We start from the raw sequence: 19,085 nt of genomic DNA on the forward strand, positions 1-19,085 counted from the left end.
CGACTGCGATAAACCGATCCGGACTGCCACTGGGATCCGGACCGCAAACTCTGCGCTACACAGCGCGATTGAAAGGACTGACCATGGATGTCGACGAGTCGCTGCTCCTGGTGTCGGAGCCCGCAACGGGTGTTGCAATGATCACCCTAAATCGTCCCGAGAGTCTCAATGCCCTCACTTGGCCACTGATCGACGAGCTACGCAGGGTCCTGTCGGAGGTGCACCGGCAGCACGATGTGCGCGTAGTTGTCCTTACCGGTGCGGGTCGCGCGTTCTGTGCCGGATCCGATGTGGGGGGTGCCCGAGGGCGCAGTGAAGTGGATATCCCGACCCGTTTCGAGGCGCAGCGCCGCACGTCCGGTCTGGCACTCGCCGTGCGTGAGCTTCGGCAGCCGGTAATCGCGGCGATCAACGGTCCGGCCGTCGGCGCGGGCCTCGGACTCGCACTTGCTGCCGATGTGCGGATCGCTGGCGAATCGGGTTCGTTCCGTGATGGTGCGATCCGAATGGGGCTGAGCGCGTGCGAGGGCGGGATCAGCTGGAGTCTCCCGCGTCTGGTGGGGACGTCCAACGCACTCGAGTTGATGCTGACCAATCGGTTGGTTTCGGCGGGGGAGGCGGAGCGGCGCGGGATCGTCTCGGCTGTCCACCCCGACGACGAGTTGCTTCCTGCAGCCATTGACCTGGCCGCGCAGATCGCGGGCTTCTCACCGTTCGGGCTCGAAGCGACGAAGGAAGCATTCTGGGCGAACCAGAATTGTGGCTTCGGCGAGGCGGTTGACCGGGAGAACCGTACCCAGATACTCGCGGTGAACACCGCCGATTCAAGGGAAGCGATGTCGGCCTTCCTCGAGCACCGAAAGCCAGTGTTCGAGGGCCGGTGACGATTCGGATCGTGCGGCAGTTGGCCGCGTGGTCGAATTCCTCAGCAGCTCGCAATTTTGACTACAAAGCGGTCTGTTGGTGGACGGTGACGATCGATGTTTCGGTGATCCTGGAATCCACCGGCGGTCGACCGGGAGGGGCCCGCACGCCGGACGGCGAGCCGGGCAAGTGATGTACACGATCTCGGAGCCCGGACACCCGCGATCGGCAAGCGAGTGAGATGTGAGTAATCGTGACCGAAGTATTCAGGCTACCCGAGCTGGGCGAGAGCGCCCGTCCCGGTTGGTCGTACCTACCTCATGGTGCGGTCGACCACAACCCGACCGGCACAGCCAGGACCGTCGACGACTGGTTCTCCGATGTCGCGAATCGGCATCCGGCTCGGGTTGCGATCTCCTGGCTCGACGGGACGACGGTGTGCAAGTTGACCTGGGGTGAGCTCTTCGCTCGGGCCACCTCGGTGGGTGCGGCTCTCCGCGATCGTCCCCTCCGGCATCGGAGGGTGGGGTTGTTGGGGCGTGAGCGGGTTCCGTGGATGGTGGCGATGTATGGTGCCGCTCGCGCCGGGTGCGCGATCGTGCCCATGCCGTCCGGTGAGACGGCGGAGGGTCTCGCTGCCCGTTGTGCGCAAGTCGGCATTGATCTGCTCGTTACGGTCGGGGAGGTACCCATCGTCGACTCCACGCTGCTGGTACCGGAAGTGGTGAGCGTGGGCGAACTCGAAAATGTCGGAGTCGGTTTCCGAGATTATTCGGATGGCGCGCACGCTGACGACCCATTCCTTTTGCAGTTCACATCGGGTACGACCGGACAACCCAAGGTAGCCGTGCTATCCCATCGAGCTGTGCTGGGGTCGGCTCGGCACTATGCGGTCGCTGCCGGCGCCACCGACGGGGCCGTTCTACTCAACCCGCTGCCCCTCGAGCATGTCGGCGGCGTCGTCGGAGGGGTGATGAGCGCGCTGGTGATTGCGGGAACCTATGTCGCAGTGGCACGGATCGACCCCCGTTCGACGGTCGAGGCCATCCGGAGACTCCGGCCTGGCATTGTCGGGATCGTGCCGACGATGGTCATCGACATCCTGTCCCTGGACGGTGTCGTGGCGGAGGACTTTTCCTCGGTCGCGGCCGTGGTTGGCGGTGCGACCAGTGTCGATCCGGTGCTCATCGATTCGCTCGAGGAGCGACTGAATACCAGGTTCCTCGTGGCGTACGGCCAGAGCGAGGCTCCGTGCATGACGATGAGTTCGCCCGATGATCCGCCCTACGAACGAACTCGTACGCTCGGTCGGCCGCTACCGGAACGGGATTACTGCGTAAGCGCGGATGGACGTCTCGTCGAGGAGGGAACGGTCGGTGAGTTGTGTGTTCGTGGGCAGCTGATCATGTCGGGCTATCTCGACTCCAGTGGGCGAACGGTCTCGGTGTGCGACGAGCATGGATGGATGCGCACCGGGGATCTGTGCTCGATGAGCCAGGGGGTTGTCACCTTTCACTCACGCATTCGAGAGGTCGTGATCCGGGGTGGCGAGAACCTTTATCCCGCGGAGATCGAGTCCGTGATCGCCCGCATGGCGGGTGTGGAGGAGGTGGTGGTGTTCGGCATGGCAGATCCCAGGCTCGGGGAGCAGCCGGTCGCAGCGGTGCGACTCGTGCCGGGATCGACGATCACCGACACCGACCTCGCGGAGTACGTGACCGCGTGGTTACCCCGGCAGAAGCAGCCGACGCGGTGGTTCCTCGTCGAGGACTTTCCCCGTACCTCCACCGGCAAGGTGCGCAGGCTTGCCCTTGCCGGGCAGCTCGGACGACGGGATGGGCAACCGGTAGTCCGGGACTAGTGCAATAATTAATCGGTATTCCCGACCGGGGGCATGGTCGACCAGATCGTGCCGGCTTGGCGGTGAGATGCCGCGAGCGTCTCGCTCCGAGACACAGTCTGTGCCGAATCGCCGGATACCGGTGCGATTCGGAAGAGTCGAATTCAATCAACAAGCGAGGAGTGCAGATGTCGTCGTTGTCCGGGCGCGTCGCCCTGGTCACGGGTGCCGCGGGGGCTGGGATAGGCAAGGCGATCGCCACCAGGCTGGCAGCGGAAGGTGCGACGGTCGTCGTCACGGATTCGCACGAGCGTCGGCTGGCGGAGGCAGTGACCGACATCCGCCATGCGACCGGAGGTAACGCGGTCGGGCACGTGCTCGACGTCGGTGACCGCGAGCAGATCGTGGCCGTGACCGACGCCGTTCGCGCGGAGTTGGGACCGATCTCGATCCTGGTGAACAACGCGGCGGTGAACGTGATCGGGTCGATCTTCGATTACGAGCCGGCCTCGTGGGACCAGGTGCTCGCGGTCAATCTGACTGGTCCGTGGATGCTTTCCCGGCAAGCCATGAACCACATGCGTGATGCTGGAGCGCCTGGAGTGATCCTTAACGTGTCGACCTACGCTCCGGATGTCGGTGGTGAAGGGATCGAGACGCCCTACGCGGTCAGCAAGGGCGGCCTCAGCGTGTTGACCCGTTGCTGCGCCCATGAGGGAGGGCCCCACGGGATCCGGGTGAATACCCTGTCGATGGGCATGGTGACCGGGACCCGCTTCACCGACACGCTGCATCCGGAGATGCAGGAGGGCGAGCGGGTCAAGACGGCCCTGGGACGGCTGCCGCGCGTCGAGGACATCGTCGAGGCCGCGGCGTTCCTGGTGTCGGACCGCTCCGCATCCATCACCGGCGAGATCGTGAACATTTCTGCGGGATCGCACATGCGGTACTGACTCGATTTCATCGACGAGAAACTCAACTGGAGGAGACCAATGGCAGAGGCAGTGATCGTCGCCGCCGCGCGTACACCGATCGGGCGCGCGTACAAGGGCGCCTTACGTGACATGCGCCCCGACGACCTGGCTGCGACAGCGGTGCGGGCCGCTGCGACGCAGCTCCCTGCGCTTGACCCGAGTGAGATCAAGGACCTCATGCTCGGGTGCGGTGCGCCGGGAGGTGAACAGGGCTTCAATATGGGACGGGTGGTCGCCACGCTGCTGGGGTGGGACACCGTACCCGGAACGACCATCACCAGGTACTGCGCATCCAGCGTGCAGACGACGCGGATGGCAATGCACGCAATCCGTGCGGGCGAGGGCGACGTCTTCGTCGCAGCGGGCGTCGAGGCAATCAGCAGGGGACGGCGTGGCCACGCGGACACCCCACCCGTCGACGAGAATGCAGATCCCCGGGATCGCTCCGCGAATCCGTGGACGAATCCACTCTTTTCGTCTGCCCAAGCACTGACCCGCGAGCGTACGCAGGGTGATGCCCCCGTTTGGCAGGATCCCCGGACGTCCGGTGGTCTGCCGGATGTGTACATCGCAATGGGACAGACCGCGGAGAATGTCGCTCAGGCGTACAACGTTTCGCGGCAGGAACAGGACGAGTTCGCGCTGCGTTCCCAGACGCTCTATCAGCAGGCCGCCGAGGCCGGCTTCTGGAAACGGGAGATCACTCCGATCACGCTGCCCGATGGCCAGGTGCTGGATCGTGACGAAAGTCCCCGTGCCGGAACCACGCTCGAAAAGCTGGCGGCGCTGTCTCCGGCATTCCGGCCGGACGGAACCGTCACCGCAGGCAACGCGTGCCCACTCAATGACGGCGCTGCGGCGCTGATCATCATGTCCGATCGGAAGGCTGCAGAGCTGGGAATCACCCCTCTGGCACGTATCGTTGCGACCGGGGTGTCCGCCCTGTCGCCCGAGATCATGGGACTCGGGCCGATCGCCGCCACCCGCAACGCACTCGCCAACGCCGGGATGTCGGTCGGGGACATCGACCTTATTGAGATCAACGAGGCGTTCGCTGCTCAGGTAATCCCCTCCTACAAGGAACTGGGGATCCCGCTGGACCGGCTGAACATCAATGGCGGCGGCATCGCTGCAGGCCACCCCTTCGGAATGACCGGTGCTCGCATCGCGACGACGCTGATGAACTCCATGCGGTGGCATGACAAGCAGTTCGGACTCGAGACGATGTGTGTGGGCGGCGGCCAGGGTATGGCAATGATCTTGGAGCGCCTAAGTTGAGACCCGCTGCGTCCGCGTAGTAGCCGGCCCAGTCGAGCATCGGTGACCGAGTGCGCCCTCGTCATCCCTGCAGAGCGGGGGTTGGTACCGTGCGCGTCTCGGGGTTGGCGTGGGAGATTGCCCTGGTCGAGGGGGTGGGAAGGGCCTCCGGTCACGCCGCCGACGGCGCAGCGGGGGAACAAGTACGTGTCCGCAACCCGGCGATCCTTTGGGTTGATATGATTTAATGATTGCACGATTGACCGCCGAATGGAGGGCATATGTCGGTTGGTACAGAGTCGTCGTTGGTGCGGGTTCCGAAAGCCGGTGAACTGGTAGCGGCCAAGTTGAGGCGACAGATCGTGACCGGCGAGCTGAAGCCCGGGGACCCGCTTCCCGGCGAGTCCGCTCTCATGGAACGGTACGGTGTGTCCCGGCCGACCATGCGTGAGGCATTTCGCATCCTCGAGTCGGAGTCCATCATCGTCGTGCTGCGAGGCGCCCACGGCGGCGCGCGGGTTCTGGCGCCTGACGAGTCGGTTGCGGCGCGTCACATGGGCTTGCTCCTGCAGTACCAAGGAGTGGCGCTGGCCGATGTCTATCGCGCTCGCACAGAGGTCGAGATTGCCGCTCTGCGCGCGTGGCCCGGCCTCAAGTCGGACCTGGGAAGGCTGACCGAGCTCGTCGAGGAGGGGCGTAGTTTGCTGGGGGATCCGGTCGAGTTCGCGAAACTCGACACTCGGATCCATCAGGCGATCGTCGACCTGGCCGGATCTCGGACCATGTCGATCATGATGGGGATGCTCCTGCACATCATGGATGCGCACAACCGGCTTTACATCATCACTCACGGCCCCGAGCACGAGCTCGTCGTCGACCAATTGGCGTACCGGTCCTACCGGCGGCTGTTGAAACTGTTGAGTGAGGGCGACGTCGACGGTGCAGTAACCCACTGGCTTCGCCACCTTCGCAAGGTGGCCAACGTCATGCTCGACGATTCCGGGACGACACTCGTCGAAGTACTGTCGTAGAACCACCCGGCGATTCGCTAAGGGCGCGTGATGTCATCACGCGCCCTTTTTCTTTGTCCCGTAGCGACATCCGGAACCACAACCGTCGAGGCCTGCCTAAGGCCGCAAACGGTTGGCTCCAGCTCGCGATTAAGGTATAAATAACTAACTGATTAAGTTCTTGGTTGTGCGGGCCGCGGATCTCCGGCCGTATGCGGTTGGACAGTTCGCCGCCTCCCTGGACACCCGGTTGACCGAGGGCGAGCTCAGTCAATTCCAGATTCGGAAGAACCCACGAGTTCGATATACACAAGGAGAAGTTGTATGGGTCTGCATGATAATCGTGTCGTCGTCGTGACAGGTGCGGGCCGCGGTATCGGCCGTGAGCATGCCCTCGAGTTCGCCCGGCAGGGGGCCAAGGTGGTCGTCAACGACCTCGGGTCGGTGGACGAGACCGTCGCCGAGATCCGGGACGCCGGGGGCGAGGCAATCGGAAACAACGACGATGTCTCCGACTGGGACGGTGCCGGCCGCCTCATCCAGTCCGCACTGGACGCCTTCGGCGATCTGCACGTTCTGGTGAACAACGCCGGAATTCTGCGGGACAAGATGTTTGTGAACATGGACGTCGACATGTGGGATGATGTCATGCGGGTCCACCTTCGTGGAACCTTCTGCCCCACCCGACATGCCGCGAACTACTGGCGGGCCAAGCACAAAGAGGGTGATCCCGTGCAGAACCCGAGCATCGTCAACACGTCCTCACCCTCAGGTCTGTACGGCAATATCGGCCAGTCCAACTATGGAACGGCGAAAGCGGCAATCGCCGGGCTCACGGTAATCCTTGCCGATGAACTCGCGCGGCTGGGAGTGACGGTTAATGCGATTGCCCCCAGCGCACTCACACAGATGACTGCCGGACTCGACGCCTACGTCGCGCATCTGGAGCAGATCAAGGAGAAGACGGGCTTCGACTACGGTTCACCGGCCAACATCGCCCCGCCGGTGGTGTGGCTGTCCTCGCCGGAGGCTGCGTCCATCACTGGTCGCGTCTTCAACGTCAAGGGCGGCAAGATTGGTGTGGCGGAGACCTGGGTTGCCGGACCGGAAGAAGAGCGGTTCGAAAAGTGGGATTCGGCTCAGCTCGGCGAGGTCATTCCCCGCCTGGTGGCCTCGGCTCGTCCCAATTCCGACGGCTCCGGCAACCCGCGCGTGGGCGGCTGACAGTGCCGACCCACGGGATCAGCATCGAGCGGGACGGGGCGGTCGCGGTCGTGTGGCTCGATCGCCCCGACCGTGGCAACGGGTTCACCTCCGCGATGCAGGTCGAGTTGCATGATCAGCTCGCTACACTCGACTGCGAAGATGACGTTCGAGCGATCGTCGTCACCGGCCGAGGGCGGTTCTTCTCCACTGGCGCTGACATGGACCCCGAGGGCACCAACTTCGCTTTCGATGAGGACCGGACCCGGCAAGCCCGCCTCATGATGCGCGATCGACCACGCCCGTGGAAGATGCGCACTCCGATTATTGCCGCAATGAACGGATCAGCAGTCGGTCTCGGTCTGACCTTCCCTCTGCAGTGGGACATCCGGGTGGTCAACGAGGAAGCCAAGTACGGGTTCGTATTTACCCGGCGCGGTCTTATACCGGAACAGAATTCGCTGTGGCTCCTACCGAAACTGGTAGGTCTGGCGACCGCGACGGAACTGCTCCTCACCGGTCGCCTCTTCAGCGGTGCCGAAGCCCGGCAGATGGGAATTGCCACCCACGCGGTACCGGCTGATCAGGTGCTGGACACCGCCCTTGGGCTGGCCTCTGAGATCGCCCGTTGTACCAGTCCCGCTGCGGTTGGTGTGACGAAGCAGTTGCTCTACTCGTTTCTCTCGGAAGCCGACCGAGAGGTGGCCTTCCATCAGGAATGGGAAATCTTTCGCGATCTGGGAAGTCAGCCCGACTCGGCGGAAGGGGTGGCCTCGTTCATCGGAAAGCGAGATCCGAACTTCACGTCCGGCAAGCACTACGAGGTCACTGGCGACGGCTCCAGAGCCTGGGAGCGCTCCGAGATCTGATGCAGTCGGTGCCCGGTACCGATACCTTTCGGGTCGCCCGACAGAAGAAGTACCCGGCTCCGCGAATGCGGAGCCGGGTACTTTCGTATATGCCCCCGACGATGCCGACTGAGGCCGCCCGAAATCAGAGTTCGAGGACGAGCCGGGAACAGGCCGCACGCGAGACGCAGATGTACATGCGGTCGTTCGCTGCCTGCTCGTCCGCGCTGAGAATCGAATCGCGGTGCTCCACTTCGCCGGCCAGGACCGTGGTCTCGCAGGTTCCACAGGTTCCGTCCTGGCACGATGAGTACACGTCGACGTCGGCGTCCTGTAGGACCTGGAGAACCGAGCGGTCCGGCGGAACGACGAGAACCGTTCCGCTGTCGGACAGTTCGATTTCGAAAGAGTCCGTGGATGTCTCCTGGTCGAACTCTTTGGGCTCGAAGCGCTCCATGTGCACCGAGCCGACCGGCCAGCCGGCGGTGCGCTCCTCGATCGCCTGCAGCAGGCCGCTGGGTCCGCAGGTGTAGACCAGTGTCTCTGCGCGATGCCCGTCCAGCACAGTGGCTAGGTCGATAAGTCCGACCTCGTCCTCCGGATAAAGCCGGACTCGATTGCCGGTCAGCGTGGTGATCTCGTCCAGGAAACCCATCGACTGCCGCGAGCGACCGCCGTAATGCAGTTCCCATTCCGCACCGGAGGCCTCGGCGGCGGAGATCATGGGAAGCAACGGCGTAATACCGATACCGCCGGCGATGAACACGTAACGGGGGGAGGGGAGCATATGGAAGTGGTTCCGCGGCCCCTTAACCTCAATCGCGGCCCCGGCGCCGATCTCGTCCACTATGTAGGACGAGCCACCCCGGCTGGCCGGATCCCGCAGGATTCCGACACGATAAGTGCGGTTGTCGGAGGGAGTGCCACACAGGGAGTACTGGCGTGTCAAACCATTCGGGAGACAGAGGTCGATGTGGGCGCCCGGATCCCAGGAGGGCAGAGGGGCTGATGTGGAATTCTCGAGTTCGAGCACCACCACGCCCTCGGCGACCGCGTCACGTCGGCGAACTCGAAGGTGAAGATGGGCCTCGTCTCGGCCGGATACTGCCATGGGGGCTCCTTGGACTGTTGCGGTATTTGAAAGTGTGCGCGACACCCGCGCGGCTCAACGTCATTGACATGATCCTTCGCCTATTGGACCCGGGAACCGCCCAGATCGAAGTCGTTTCTGGGCATGATCAACCAGTGGCGAAGGATTACAGTCGGCTCTTCATCGACGTGAAAAATCCAGATCGACCCGGCATTTTGGTGGACGTCAACACCTGATTCTCGGCAGTGCGTCGCGGCGGGCCCTCGGCCGTCACCTCTTCCATATCGATATGTTTCACTTGAATGAGTCTTCGAACGACGCGGGGAGCGTCGCTGCTACCGCTGCCGACGACTCCGACGCGAGATCGATTTCGTGACCGTCGATGACCGTCGCGGCTCAGATCTTTCGGCTGCCGGACCCATGGTCGACCCGATGACGCCGTCGGACAGCTAGTGGTTACACCGCCGGGGCACTGTCGACTACGCCCTGTGCTTCGGCCTGCCTATCACCAGTACGTTCTTCGGCACGGTTATCGCTTCTCCTTTGCGGGTCCGCGGGACTCCGTCACCGCGCCTGGTGAAGTGTCGACGATCTCAGGGTGTCAGACCGAGACGGGGGAATCGGTGGCGACCAGGTCGAATAGACGGGACCGGATCAGAGACTCGGCGTCACCGACTATTCCGTTCACCAGGTCCGCGACCGTGGGTATGTCGTGGACCAGGCCCTGTGCCATTCCCGCGGTCCAGATGCCGTAATCCAGGTCTCCGGTGGCGTACACTTGTCGTCCCCGTTTGCCCGCCACCAGATCGCGGACGTCGTCGAACGTCGCTCCGCCGCGCAGCATCTCGACCACGCGTTCGCTGATGGCATTGCGGGCCACCCTCGAGGTGTTCTTCAGCTCGCGGAAGATGAGATCGGTCTGACGGATATCGGCCTCGAGAATGCGGTTCTTGACGTTGGGGTGTATCTCGGCTTCGGCGGTGCACATGAATCGAGTGCCCATGTTGATGCCGTCCGCGCCCAGTGCCAAGGCGGCGACGAGACCACGTCCGTCCGCGAATCCGCCGGAGGCGATGATCGGGATCTCCAGTTCGTCCGCTGCTGCCGGGATCAGCACCAGGCCGGGGGTGTCGTCCTCGCCGGCGTGTCCCGCGCATTCGAATCCGTCGATACTGACGGCATCGACGCCGAGTTTCTGAGCGGAGACCGCATGGCGCACGGTGGTGCACTTGTGCACCACCGTGACTCCGGCTGCCTTGAAGTCGTCGAGGTGTTCGACGGGGTTTGAGCCGGCGGTCTCGACGATCTTGATTCCGGACTCGATGATCGCGCGCCGGTACTCGGCGTACGGCGGGGGCGAGATGGACGGCAAGATCGTCAGGTTTACGCCGAACGGCTCGGAGGTGAGGGACCGGCACCTCTCGATCTCCTCGCGCAGCTCCGACGGTGTGGGTTGAGTCAGCGCGGACAGGAACCCCAGTGCGCCGGAATTCGCCACGGCGGCCACCAGCGGAGCGGTTGCCACCCACTGCATGCCGCCCTGGACCACTGGGTGCCGGGTGCCGACGAGATCGGTCAGGCTGGTTCTGATCATAGGAGCTCCAGTTCGATTCGAGAGTGCATCGTGACAGTCACGACTTCGTCTGTCCTTCCACGAAGATGCGATGCTCATCGGACGCCATGCTGTATCGCTCGGTCATCAGTGAGTGGCCGACGGGGCCGGCCAAACTCGATTCCAGGTACATGTTGAGGGCACGCTTCGTGTCTTGGAGAGCACCCGGCGGCTGCGCCGCCAGTCGGTGCGCGATCGCGGTGGCCTCGGTGAGAACATCGCTCGTCGGTACGACCCGATTGGCGATGCCCATCGACTTCGCCTCGTCGGCGCCGATGCGTCCTCCCAAGAGCAGCATCTCTTTTGCCCGGAGTAGTCCGACATGCAGTGGCCAGGCCACCCCGCCGTCTCCGCAGACCAATCCGACGGCGATGTGCGGATCGGCGATGAATGCGGATTCCGACATCACCACGAAGTCGCTGAAGGCGAGGAAGCTCGCGCCCAGGCCGACGGCGGGACCGTTGACCGCGGCGACAATTGGAAGCGGGAAGTGGACTAGCTCGATGAGGAGGCGGCGGGCTTCGTCGACATTGCGCCAGCGACCCACCGGATCCAGCGATAGCTGCATCATCTCGTAGTCCCCACCGGCGCTGAACGCCTTGCCGGCTCCGGTGACGACCACGGATCGTGCCTCGCTGTCGTCGGCGAGTTGTCGCCACAGTGAGAGAAATGCGTGGTGCATCGTAACGCTGGTGGCGTTACGGCTCTCGGGCCGATTCAGGGTGACGATTCGGACGGGTCCGTCGGATTCGATGAGGATCTCGGGTTCCTCGGTCATGAGTCAGGCGCCTTCCGAATCGAGGTGTGGAGCGTCCCACCGCACCGGGAGGGTCTGACGGCCCCAGAGGTGGAACTGAGGGATCCGCTCCGACTCCCCGTCCAGTCGAAGATGGGGGAGTCGGGTACGGAGGAGCTCGAGAGCTCGGTTCCCTTCGGCGCGGGCCAGCGGCGCACCGAGACAGAAGTGTGCACCCCCACCGAAGGCCAGATGCCGACGAAGAAACTTCATCGGGCGGTCGAGGCGGAACTCGTCCGGATCCTCCCACTGTTGCGGATCCCGATTCGCAGATCCGAACAGCAGCATGACCTTCGACTTCTCGGGAATCGGGCAGCCGGAGACAGTGACGTCGTCGGCGGTGGTACGAAACAGTCCCAGGACGGGCGGATCCATCCGGAGACTCTCCTCGATGGCCGGTTGAATCAGTTTGCCGTCCTCCACGATCCGGTCCCACAGCGACGGCGTCGAGAGTAGGCGATAGGTGACATTCGTGAGCATCGAGGTGGTCGTGTCGTTACCCCCGGTGAGGGCGGTGGCCAGCACGTAGTCGATCTCGGAGGGCGTCAGGGTACGGTCGCCGTACTTTTTGACGAGCATGAAGCTCAGCAGGTCGTTCGGAAGGACGGTTCCGAGGTGCGTCTCGTCGGGTACCTCGATCGAGGCGCCTCGAAGCAGTTCCCGCCGGCGCTCCAGGTGTGGCTCGAAGTACGCGTGAAGCCGGCGGGCCGCGGGGGCTACACCGTTCTGTTCCGGAATGCAGAAGGCTCCGAGGAACTCGTCGGTCATTTCCTTGATCTCGAGTGCGTCCTCGGGGGGGACGCCGATGAGCTGCGCGATGATCCTGATCGGGAGCAACACCGCGAACTCGGATGCGAAGTCACCCTGTACCCGGTCGTCGGCTGTCATCTCGTCGATGAGATCGTTGATCGTCGAGTCGATTAGATCGGCGTAGACGACACCGGCATTGGCCGGCAACCAGGTTCGGAACAGCGCGCGGAAGTCACGACTGTCCTCGGCGTCCTGATTGAATCCGATGGCGCGGTGGAACTGGGGGCTGCTCCCGTACCGGGCAGACCATCGCGCGGCCTCGGCGTCGTTCAGGGCGGCAAAGATGTCCGAGAACCGGGTGAGGCTGTAAAACTCGGGCGTGAACTCGGCAGTGTGGCGAACGGGACACTCTTCTCGCGCCTTGCCGAACGCGGCGAACGGATCGTCCGCGAACTCCGCCGACATCGGATTGAAATCTTCGTCCACCATCGAACCTGCGAAGTCGTGATTACTCATGTGGCTGTCTTCCATGCTCGGCCCTTCTTTTTGTGCTCCTGAAGTGCTGCTGCTTCCAGCCGTAGACCTTCCGCCGGCGATACCCGGTCGATGTCGACGCACAGTTGTTTGACCGTCGACGCCAAGTCGGGGTCCATCGCGGCGATCCGGCTCGCCAACGCGACCGCGTGCTGGCGGAGGTGTTCTGCCGGAACTACTTCGGTCACCAACCCGAGCCGCAGAGCGACGTCCGCCGGCAGCGGATCATTTGCAAGGATCATTCTTCTGGCCCAGCTCTGCCCGACGGCCCGGGGCAGGTGAACGGTCAGCCCGCTTCCGCTCATCGCACCGATCTTCAGATGCGTATCGCGGAACACTGCGTCAGGAGTTGCGATCAGTATGTCGCATGCGAGGGCGAGTTCCAGTCCACCGGTGACCGCAGGACCGTTGATCGCGCCCACCAAGGGCTTCGGAAAGGAGTGCGCGCGCCGAATGGCGTCGCCGACAACTCCGCGGGGCGCATCCGGCTTGCTGAATTCGGCGAGGTCGAGGCCGGCACAGAAGCCCTTGCCTGAGCCAATCAGGACGACGGAGTGGACTGCGTTATCCGTTGCAGCTCTGTCCATCTCGGTGACCAGCCGACGCGCGAGCGTGCTGGTGAGTGCGTTGCGTGCATCGGGTCGATTGAGGGTCCAGACTTCGACGCCGCCGGGCTGTCCCTGGACAAGTAGCTCACTCATCAGTACGAATCCCATAGAACGGAGTACCCACCGTCGACATTAACCGTCTGCCCGTTGATGTAGCCGCCGGCGTCGGAAGCCAGGAGCAGGGCGAGACCTGCGAACTCGCGCGCCTCACCTACTCGTCCCGCTGGGCAGCGATCCAGATACCGGCGCAACCGACCCTCGTCGGACAACACCGCCTCAGCCTGCCGCGTCTCGAACAGCGCGGGCGCGATTGCATTCGCGCGAATCCCGTGTTTTCCGTACTCGCACGCCAGATTGCGGGCCATCTGGGCCAAGGCTGCCTTGGAGATGCCGTAGGGGCCGTTGTCCGAACTTCCGAGGGTCGATCCGATGACGGACGACGTGAAGACGATCCTGCCCCACCCCTGATCCACCATATGCGGCAGCACCTCGCGACAAAACCAGTGGGCCGACATGATGCTGCTGTCGATGAACTTGGTCAGAGTGCGATCCTCGAGGTCGGTCGTTTCGCCGACCCAGATGTTCATTCCCGCGTGCAACAGCAGCGCATCGATCGGTCCCACCTCGGCATGTGTCCGGGCCATCAGATCGGTGACCGAGTCACGGTGGCCGATGTTGGCCACGATCGGGTGGGCGCGGTCGGCGCCAACAGCCTCGTTGACCTGCGCGGCCGCAGCGCCGGTGCTCTCGGTGTCACGCCCGACGATCACGACGTCGGCACCGTGCCGGGCGAGTTCGTGAGCCGCGGCGAGACCCATGCCGCGGGTAGATCCGGTGACGAGGGCGACGCGCCCTGTCATGGAGAAGATGTCTGAGTCGGTAGAGGCGATTGCCATCGCGGCGACGTCCTGTTCGTAGGGAGTTTTGCGTCGGTGTCGGGTTATGGTCGACAGGAACTCGGTGGACACCGGTCAACGGGGGGTGAAGCGCTGCGCGCCGTCGAGGCGAACGACCTCCCCGTTGAGGTAGCGGTTTGTCAACATGCCGAGCGCGAGATCCGCGAACTCCGATGTTCTACCAAGCCGCTTCGGAAAGGGAACGTTGGAGCGGAACTTCTGCAGTGCCTGCTCGCCGACGGTTTCCATCATCGCTGTCTGCATGGTGCCAGGGGCGATCGTGTTGAGTCGAATGCCGAAGGTGCCGAGGTCGCGGGCACCGGCCAGCGTCAGTCCGATGACGCCGGCCTTCGCCGCCGCATAGGCGCTCTGACCGATCTGACCCTCGTACCCAGCGATCGACGCCGTTTGAACTATGGCACCGCGCTCGCCGTCGTCGTCCGGATCATTGGTGGCCATGTGCGCGCTGACCAGTCGCAGAACGTTGTAGGTTCCGGTGAGATACAGGTCCAGCGTCTTGGTGAATCCGTCGAGAGAGGCCGGGGAACCGTCCCGCTGGACGATGCGCTCGGCAACGCCCCATCCGCCGTGGGCAAGGACGGCGGAACGCAGGTGGCCGAGACGGGACGCGGCCTCGATCGCCGCCGAGACGCTGTCGGAATCGGTGACGTCGGTGCGTGCGTACACCACGGAACCGCCGAGCTCGTCTGCCAATTCACGGGACCGGTCGTCGGCGAGGTCGGCGATGACCACTGCTGCGCCGCGCTCGTGCAGTCGACGGACCACCGCCTCGCCCAGGCCCCCGGCGCCACCGGTGACGATGGCAGCGGTGCCGGACAGATTCATCGAGGTCATGGTCCCTCCCTTCGTCTCGATTCGACCGGGTGAGGATCGCGGTCGAGCCACGACGCCCTCAATAAGACAAACTATCTACCGGATTAACTTCGGTCAAGGCAAGCGGCAGAGACCTTCCGGAACCCGGGCATCGTCCACGACGAGGTCACGCACCGGGCGTGGGAGGCGCACGGTGCGTGACAGGGTCGGGCGCGGAAGGGGCGGACGTGTGGGTGACCGACGGCGACGCGGTTCCGGTGTCGATGTCTTCCGGTGACTACCGGAACTTCGACCGGCCCCCGTCGGCGAACAGCGTGCGTCCCGTCATGTAGTCCGAGTACGGACTGCTGAGGAACACGACGATACGGCCGATGTCGTCGACGGGGTGCCCCATGCGCTTGATCGGACGCTCTAGCATCCCGTCGAGCTGCTCGTCGCTGAGACCGGCCTTGACGCGTTCCCACGCGGGTGAGGAACCCGTCGGGACGACGACGTTCACGGTGATGCCGTACCGCCCCCACTCTGTTGCGACCGCCTTCGTCAGGCCACGAACCGCTTCCTTCGCAGCCGCATAGGTGGCCATGGTAGCGCCACCCTCGGTGCCCGCGTTCGAGCCGAAATTGACTACTTTTCCGCCTCTTTCGCGGAGGTGCGGGAAACATGCCTGCATGCAGTTGAACGTTCCGAGAACCGAGGACCGATAGGCATCGAGGAGGTCGTCGGAGGTGGCGTCTTCGAAGGGCACGAATCGGAGGGTCATCGCGTTGTTGACGAGTATGTCGAGCCTGCCGAACTCGGACACAGTGGTGGCCACGGCGGCGTCGACCGCAGTGCGGTCTCGGACATCGCAGGCGACGGCCAGGGCGGAGCGGCCGGCCGCGGTGAGGTCGTCGGCCACCTTCCGTGCGTTGGCGGGCGAGATGTCGGCGATCACCACGGCTGCGCCGTCCGCGGCCAGTGCGTGAGCGGTTCCTTCACCCAGGCCCTGCCCCGCACCCGTGATCAAGGCGACCTTGTTATCCAGTAAACCCATTGTGATTCCTCTAGATTCGTCGTTGTGACGTGGTCATGGATGCCTGAGCCGCAGGGCGGCGCGTATCGGTACGTCGAGGTTCCGTTATCCCAGATGCGTCAGCTACCCGCTGCGTTCGGTCGGGCGTTTCCGGCATTGGCAAGGTCAAAGTCGCTCTTGTATGCCATGACCCAGTCGGCGAAGGCAGCTGCGGCCATCCGGCCGATGTCCCCGGCAGCAATCAGGTCCAGGCGGCTTTCGAGTGCCATTGCGGTGACGATCGTTCCCGTGGACAAGGGGGATACATAGGACTTCGGTGGTAGGAAGTTGTCCATCATGAAGGCGGGTTCGAGGATAGCCCGGTGAGTCAGCGAGCCAGACCTGACCAGATCGTTGGCGGCGGCCTTGATGGTCCAGTAGGCTGGCCACCCTCGGCCCTCATTCCATTGGTGAACGCTGCGTGGTCACCTGCTCATGCCACCGAGGTATGGATAAACGTCTCCACCTTCGGGGGGCGGCCGCCTGTACCTGGTTCGCGGCGGCACGTTCTCGCTGTCGGGATCCTCACGATGTACTGGCACCTGCATCGCGAAGACGCTGTGCACACCGTCCCCCGCAGCCCGGATGGCCCGGATGTCGTCGAAGCTTCCTTCGCGCAACTGGAGGCCCCTGTCCGACAGCGCGCGGGCGCAACAGCAGGATTTCTGACAAGTGCTCGCACGGTTCCTCCCGCATCAAGCAGCGCAGCGAGGACCGACCTTGAGCCCCGGTGGCCCCGGTGACCAAAATTGTTCGAATTGTCCATTCGTCCTCCTCTCGCATGATCCGATCGGTTCGGTCAGGAGGTCGGGGGCAGTCCGAAGCCGGGCACCAGCCTGCGGTGCGTGTCCTGCAGTCCGGCGATGTAGGCGTCGGGATCGGTCGCCCGCAGGGCATACTCCTCCATTACGGGGGGGGTAGGTGGTCGAGAGGAAGCGGTCACTCTCGATGAGATCGATCAGCATCGTCGCGGCGGCCTCCGATGTCACCGCGGTGCGGACGGACTCCCGCACGTATTCGTTGTCGTCCGCATGAGCAATGAGCATCGGGGTGAGCATGCCCTTCGGGCAGAAGCAACTGGTGATCACCCCTCGCGGACCGTAGGTCATGGCCATCCACTCGGCGAGGGCGAGTTCGGCGTGCTTGGAGGCCGCGTAGGCGGCAGACATGGGGTTGGTTGTCAGCGCGTTGGCCGAGGCGACCATGGCGAAGTGTCCTTCACCGCGCTCGATCCAGGCGGGAAGCAGGGCGCGGGTGGCGTACACGACTCCCATGACGTGCACATCCCACATCCGCTGCCAGATGCCGTCATCGCTGAAGGGGGTGGTCTGCGCGCCGATCCCGGCGTTGTGCACCCAGATGTCGACGCCACCGAGTTGATCGACGGCGGCGCGGATCTGAGCCTCGTCGGTGACATCGGCGGTGATCGGCATCCCGCCGACCTCGGCAGCGATTTTCTCCGCCGCCTCGGCGTTGAGATCGATCACCCCGATGCGCGCGGCGCCTCGTTCACGGGCGATGCGGCAGGCCTGCGCGCCCAGTCCTGCTCCGCCGCCGGTGATCGCGACTATGCGACCGGTCAACTTCATTTCGATTCCTTCACTGGTGGGGACGTTTGGACTGATTCCGTGATCCGAGGCTCACTGTGACCACTGTGGGTGCCGAAACAGCGGTGGGCGCCCTCGAAAGCCTGGGTGCCCACCACATGATCAGCGTGCGGCGCCCTGCGCTTCGAAGGCCGCACGCTCGGGCACATCCGGGCCCGCGTCGGTACCTGCGGTCTGCAGGTGCGGAGTCGACGCACTGCCGAGCTCCCCGTCCGGGTAGAACTGCATGGCCCACTTGCGAATTGCACGGAAGCCCTTGCCCTCGGCCGTGGCCAGCGCCGGCGGGTCGGAGTACTTCTGGTGCTTCCAGATGACGATATCGGCCTCGAACTGGTTGTTGGCGTACCGTTGCCGCCGCTCCAGCGATGCGGGCTGATGGGGCGAGTCATCGCCGGGGATCCGATCCAGCCAGACCGACGAGCGGATGTCCGAGGTCTCCTCGTCGACCGGAGTCACCGTAACGATGACCCGCTGGTTATCCGGGCCCTCGAATGCGGCCATGCCGATGCCGATGCCGACGTTGATCACGTGCCCGAAGCCGTGGACGGCCCCGTTCGGCGTCAGCACCGTCTTGTCCTTGGTCTCGCCGAACACCATCTTGAAGTCCACGTAGGCGATCGGGCCCTCGAACTCCTGGCGGAGGGAGACCGGAAGGTTGGCGGCGCGATGCACGAACTTGAAGTGCGCGAGGTCGACGCTGTTCTCCATCACGTACTGCGGGTGAAGTTCCAGACCGGAGTAGGCCACGGTGCCCTCAGGGTAGGTGAGGTAGTAGTCCGCGGCGGTTCGGCCGTCCTCGTAAGCCTCGAACACATCCGGAACGTCGAAGTGCGGGTCTCGGCCCTCGAGGTCGTGCCATATGTAGACACTCTCGTTCTTCTCGACCACCGGCCACGTCCGCATTCGCCGGGTCGGGTTCGGGCGATCTTGGTATGGGATGCAGACGTTACGGCCCTGCCCGTTCCACTCCCAGCCGTGGAACGGGCAGACGATCCGGTCTTCCTCGACCCGGCCGCCGTGGCCGAGGTGAGCGCCCAGATGCTCGCAGTACGCGTCCATCACCGTCAGAGCCCCGGTGGTAGACCGCCAGGCGACCATCTCCTGACCGAAGTATTTCATCCGATGGACCTGGCCGGGCTCGATCTCGGCAGACCAGGCGACCTGGAACCATCCGGTCGGTTTCATCGACAATGCAGGCTTTACCATGTAAATGTTCTCCTCTCGAAACTTGTGAGAAATAGGCCTTTCACGGCCCTGCGAGACAACGACTCGCTGATCGGGGATAGGACGGTGGCGTCGAAGGGCGGCCAC

19 protein-coding genes are annotated in these 19,085 nt (G+C 64.0%); 8 read left to right on the forward strand and 11 right to left on the reverse strand.

Annotation, left to right across the window (positions count from 1 at the left end):
* Positions 1-83 precede the first annotated feature (83 nt).
* The 8 genes from ACFVJ3_RS31510 (at position 84) to ACFVJ3_RS31545 (ending at position 8,017) form a co-directional block, all read left to right on the forward strand.
* The gene (locus tag ACFVJ3_RS31510) at positions 84-884 is read left to right on the forward strand and encodes an enoyl-CoA hydratase/isomerase family protein (protein WP_378455803.1); all 801 of its coding nucleotides are present in this window, start codon (positions 84-86) and stop codon (positions 882-884) included.
* Positions 881-1,057 carry a hypothetical protein gene (locus tag ACFVJ3_RS31515; RefSeq protein WP_378455804.1) on the forward strand — a complete coding sequence of 59 codons (177 nt, stop codon included), beginning with the start codon at positions 881-883 and terminating at the stop codon, positions 1,055-1,057. Before ACFVJ3_RS31510 ends, ACFVJ3_RS31515 begins: the two co-directional genes overlap by 4 nt.
* A 60-nt stretch (positions 1,058-1,117) precedes the next feature.
* Complete coding sequence (locus tag ACFVJ3_RS31520) at positions 1,118-2,725, forward strand: class I adenylate-forming enzyme family protein (protein ID WP_378455805.1); 1,608 nt, start codon at positions 1,118-1,120, stop codon at positions 2,723-2,725.
* 167 nt (positions 2,726-2,892) lie between these two features.
* On the forward strand, positions 2,893-3,657 hold the full coding sequence (locus ACFVJ3_RS31525) for an SDR family NAD(P)-dependent oxidoreductase (protein WP_378455806.1): 765 nt from the start codon (positions 2,893-2,895) through the stop codon (positions 3,655-3,657).
* 39 nt (positions 3,658-3,696) lie between these two features.
* On the forward strand, positions 3,697-4,956 hold the full coding sequence (locus ACFVJ3_RS31530; RefSeq protein WP_378455807.1) for an acetyl-CoA C-acetyltransferase: 1,260 nt from the start codon (positions 3,697-3,699) through the stop codon (positions 4,954-4,956).
* Between the two features lie 260 nt (positions 4,957-5,216).
* Entirely contained in the window at positions 5,217-5,966 is a 750-nt protein-coding gene (locus tag ACFVJ3_RS31535; RefSeq protein ID WP_378455808.1) for a FadR/GntR family transcriptional regulator, read from the forward strand.
* A gap of 303 nt (positions 5,967-6,269) precedes the next feature.
* A complete protein-coding gene (locus ACFVJ3_RS31540) occupies positions 6,270-7,169 on the forward strand; it encodes an SDR family oxidoreductase (protein ID WP_378455809.1) in 900 nt (299 codons plus the stop codon).
* 2 nt (positions 7,170-7,171) lie between these two features.
* On the forward strand, positions 7,172-8,017 hold the full coding sequence (locus ACFVJ3_RS31545) for an enoyl-CoA hydratase-related protein (protein ID WP_378455810.1): 846 nt from the start codon (positions 7,172-7,174) through the stop codon (positions 8,015-8,017).
* A 124-nt stretch (positions 8,018-8,141) separates the two neighbouring features.
* Here the strand turns inward: ACFVJ3_RS31545 and ACFVJ3_RS31550 are convergent, their stop codons facing one another.
* The 11 genes from ACFVJ3_RS31550 to ACFVJ3_RS31600 form a co-directional block, all read right to left on the reverse strand.
* Complete coding sequence (locus tag ACFVJ3_RS31550; protein WP_378455811.1) at positions 8,142-9,107, reverse strand: PDR/VanB family oxidoreductase; 966 nt, start codon at positions 9,105-9,107, stop codon at positions 8,142-8,144.
* Between the two features lie 580 nt (positions 9,108-9,687).
* On the reverse strand, positions 9,688-10,680 hold the full coding sequence (locus ACFVJ3_RS31555; RefSeq protein WP_378455812.1) for an NAD(P)H-dependent flavin oxidoreductase: 993 nt from the start codon (positions 10,678-10,680) through the stop codon (positions 9,688-9,690).
* A gap of 37 nt (positions 10,681-10,717) precedes the next feature.
* Positions 10,718-11,476 (reverse strand): enoyl-CoA hydratase/isomerase family protein, encoded by a 759-nt coding sequence (locus tag ACFVJ3_RS31560; protein WP_378455813.1) that lies wholly within the window; start codon positions 11,474-11,476, stop codon positions 10,718-10,720.
* 3 nt (positions 11,477-11,479) lie between these two features.
* The gene (locus tag ACFVJ3_RS31565; RefSeq protein ID WP_378455814.1) at positions 11,480-12,760 is read right to left on the reverse strand and encodes a cytochrome P450; all 1,281 of its coding nucleotides are present in this window, start codon (positions 12,758-12,760) and stop codon (positions 11,480-11,482) included.
* Complete coding sequence (locus ACFVJ3_RS31570) at positions 12,757-13,479, reverse strand: enoyl-CoA hydratase-related protein (protein WP_378455815.1); 723 nt, start codon at positions 13,477-13,479, stop codon at positions 12,757-12,759. The genes ACFVJ3_RS31565 and ACFVJ3_RS31570 overlap by 4 nt, the downstream gene beginning before the upstream one ends.
* Positions 13,479-14,282 carry an SDR family NAD(P)-dependent oxidoreductase gene (locus ACFVJ3_RS31575; protein ID WP_378455816.1) on the reverse strand — a complete coding sequence of 268 codons (804 nt, stop codon included), beginning with the start codon at positions 14,280-14,282 and terminating at the stop codon, positions 13,479-13,481. Before ACFVJ3_RS31575 ends, ACFVJ3_RS31570 begins: the two co-directional genes overlap by 1 nt.
* A 75-nt stretch (positions 14,283-14,357) precedes the next feature.
* Positions 14,358-15,128: an SDR family NAD(P)-dependent oxidoreductase gene (locus ACFVJ3_RS31580; RefSeq protein ID WP_378455873.1), complete on the reverse strand. Its 771-nt coding sequence runs from the start codon at positions 15,126-15,128 to the stop codon at positions 14,358-14,360.
* A 265-nt stretch (positions 15,129-15,393) separates the two neighbouring features.
* The gene (locus tag ACFVJ3_RS31585; protein ID WP_378455817.1) at positions 15,394-16,149 is read right to left on the reverse strand and encodes an SDR family NAD(P)-dependent oxidoreductase; all 756 of its coding nucleotides are present in this window, start codon (positions 16,147-16,149) and stop codon (positions 15,394-15,396) included.
* Positions 16,150-16,247: 98 nt separating this feature from the next.
* Positions 16,248-16,466 carry a hypothetical protein gene (locus tag ACFVJ3_RS31590; RefSeq protein WP_378455818.1) on the reverse strand — a complete coding sequence of 73 codons (219 nt, stop codon included), beginning with the start codon at positions 16,464-16,466 and terminating at the stop codon, positions 16,248-16,250.
* A gap of 396 nt (positions 16,467-16,862) precedes the next feature.
* A complete protein-coding gene (locus ACFVJ3_RS31595) occupies positions 16,863-17,756 on the reverse strand; it encodes an SDR family oxidoreductase (RefSeq protein WP_378455819.1) in 894 nt (297 codons plus the stop codon).
* Positions 17,757-17,876: 120 nt separating this feature from the next.
* On the reverse strand, positions 17,877-18,980 hold the full coding sequence (locus tag ACFVJ3_RS31600) for a Rieske 2Fe-2S domain-containing protein (protein ID WP_378455820.1): 1,104 nt from the start codon (positions 18,978-18,980) through the stop codon (positions 17,877-17,879).
* Between the last annotated feature and the right edge of the window lie 105 nt (positions 18,981-19,085).

This window comes from Rhodococcus sp. NPDC127593 (assembly GCF_042671975.1).
In the GTDB taxonomy this organism is placed as follows: domain Bacteria; phylum Actinomycetota; class Actinomycetes; order Mycobacteriales; family Mycobacteriaceae; genus Rhodococcus_F.

Bases quoted from the DNA above. Each gene is read 5' to 3' on its own strand.
- ACFVJ3_RS31555 (WP_378455812.1), bottom strand. From the start codon at position 10,680: ATGATCAGAACCAGCCTGACCGATCTCGTCGGCACCCGGCACCCAGTG.
- ACFVJ3_RS31590 (WP_378455818.1), bottom strand. From the start codon at position 16,466: ATGATGGACAACTTCCTACCACCGAAGTCCTATGTATCCCCCTTGTCC.
- ACFVJ3_RS31580 (WP_378455873.1), bottom strand. From the start codon at position 15,128: ATGAATCTGTCCGGCACCGCTGCCATCGTCACCGGTGGCGCCGGGGGC.
- ACFVJ3_RS31565 (WP_378455814.1), bottom strand. From the start codon at position 12,760: ATGAGTAATCACGACTTCGCAGGTTCGATGGTGGACGAAGATTTCAAT.
- ACFVJ3_RS31575 (WP_378455816.1), bottom strand. From the start codon at position 14,282: ATGGCAATCGCCTCTACCGACTCAGACATCTTCTCCATGACAGGGCGC.
- ACFVJ3_RS31585 (WP_378455817.1), bottom strand. From the start codon at position 16,149: ATGGGTTTACTGGATAACAAGGTCGCCTTGATCACGGGTGCGGGGCAG.
- ACFVJ3_RS31600 (WP_378455820.1), bottom strand. From the start codon at position 18,980: ATGGTAAAGCCTGCATTGTCGATGAAACCGACCGGATGGTTCCAGGTC.
- ACFVJ3_RS31560 (WP_378455813.1), bottom strand. From the start codon at position 11,476: ATGACCGAGGAACCCGAGATCCTCATCGAATCCGACGGACCCGTCCGA.
- ACFVJ3_RS31595 (WP_378455819.1), bottom strand. From the start codon at position 17,756: ATGAAGTTGACCGGTCGCATAGTCGCGATCACCGGCGGCGGAGCAGGA.
- ACFVJ3_RS31510 (WP_378455803.1), top strand. From the start codon at position 84: ATGGATGTCGACGAGTCGCTGCTCCTGGTGTCGGAGCCCGCAACGGGT.
- ACFVJ3_RS31540 (WP_378455809.1), top strand. From the start codon at position 6,270: ATGGGTCTGCATGATAATCGTGTCGTCGTCGTGACAGGTGCGGGCCGC.
- ACFVJ3_RS31525 (WP_378455806.1), top strand. From the start codon at position 2,893: ATGTCGTCGTTGTCCGGGCGCGTCGCCCTGGTCACGGGTGCCGCGGGG.
- ACFVJ3_RS31530 (WP_378455807.1), top strand. From the start codon at position 3,697: ATGGCAGAGGCAGTGATCGTCGCCGCCGCGCGTACACCGATCGGGCGC.
- ACFVJ3_RS31570 (WP_378455815.1), bottom strand. From the start codon at position 13,479: ATGAGTGAGCTACTTGTCCAGGGACAGCCCGGCGGCGTCGAAGTCTGG.
- ACFVJ3_RS31550 (WP_378455811.1), bottom strand. From the start codon at position 9,107: ATGGCAGTATCCGGCCGAGACGAGGCCCATCTTCACCTTCGAGTTCGC.
- ACFVJ3_RS31535 (WP_378455808.1), top strand. From the start codon at position 5,217: ATGTCGGTTGGTACAGAGTCGTCGTTGGTGCGGGTTCCGAAAGCCGGT.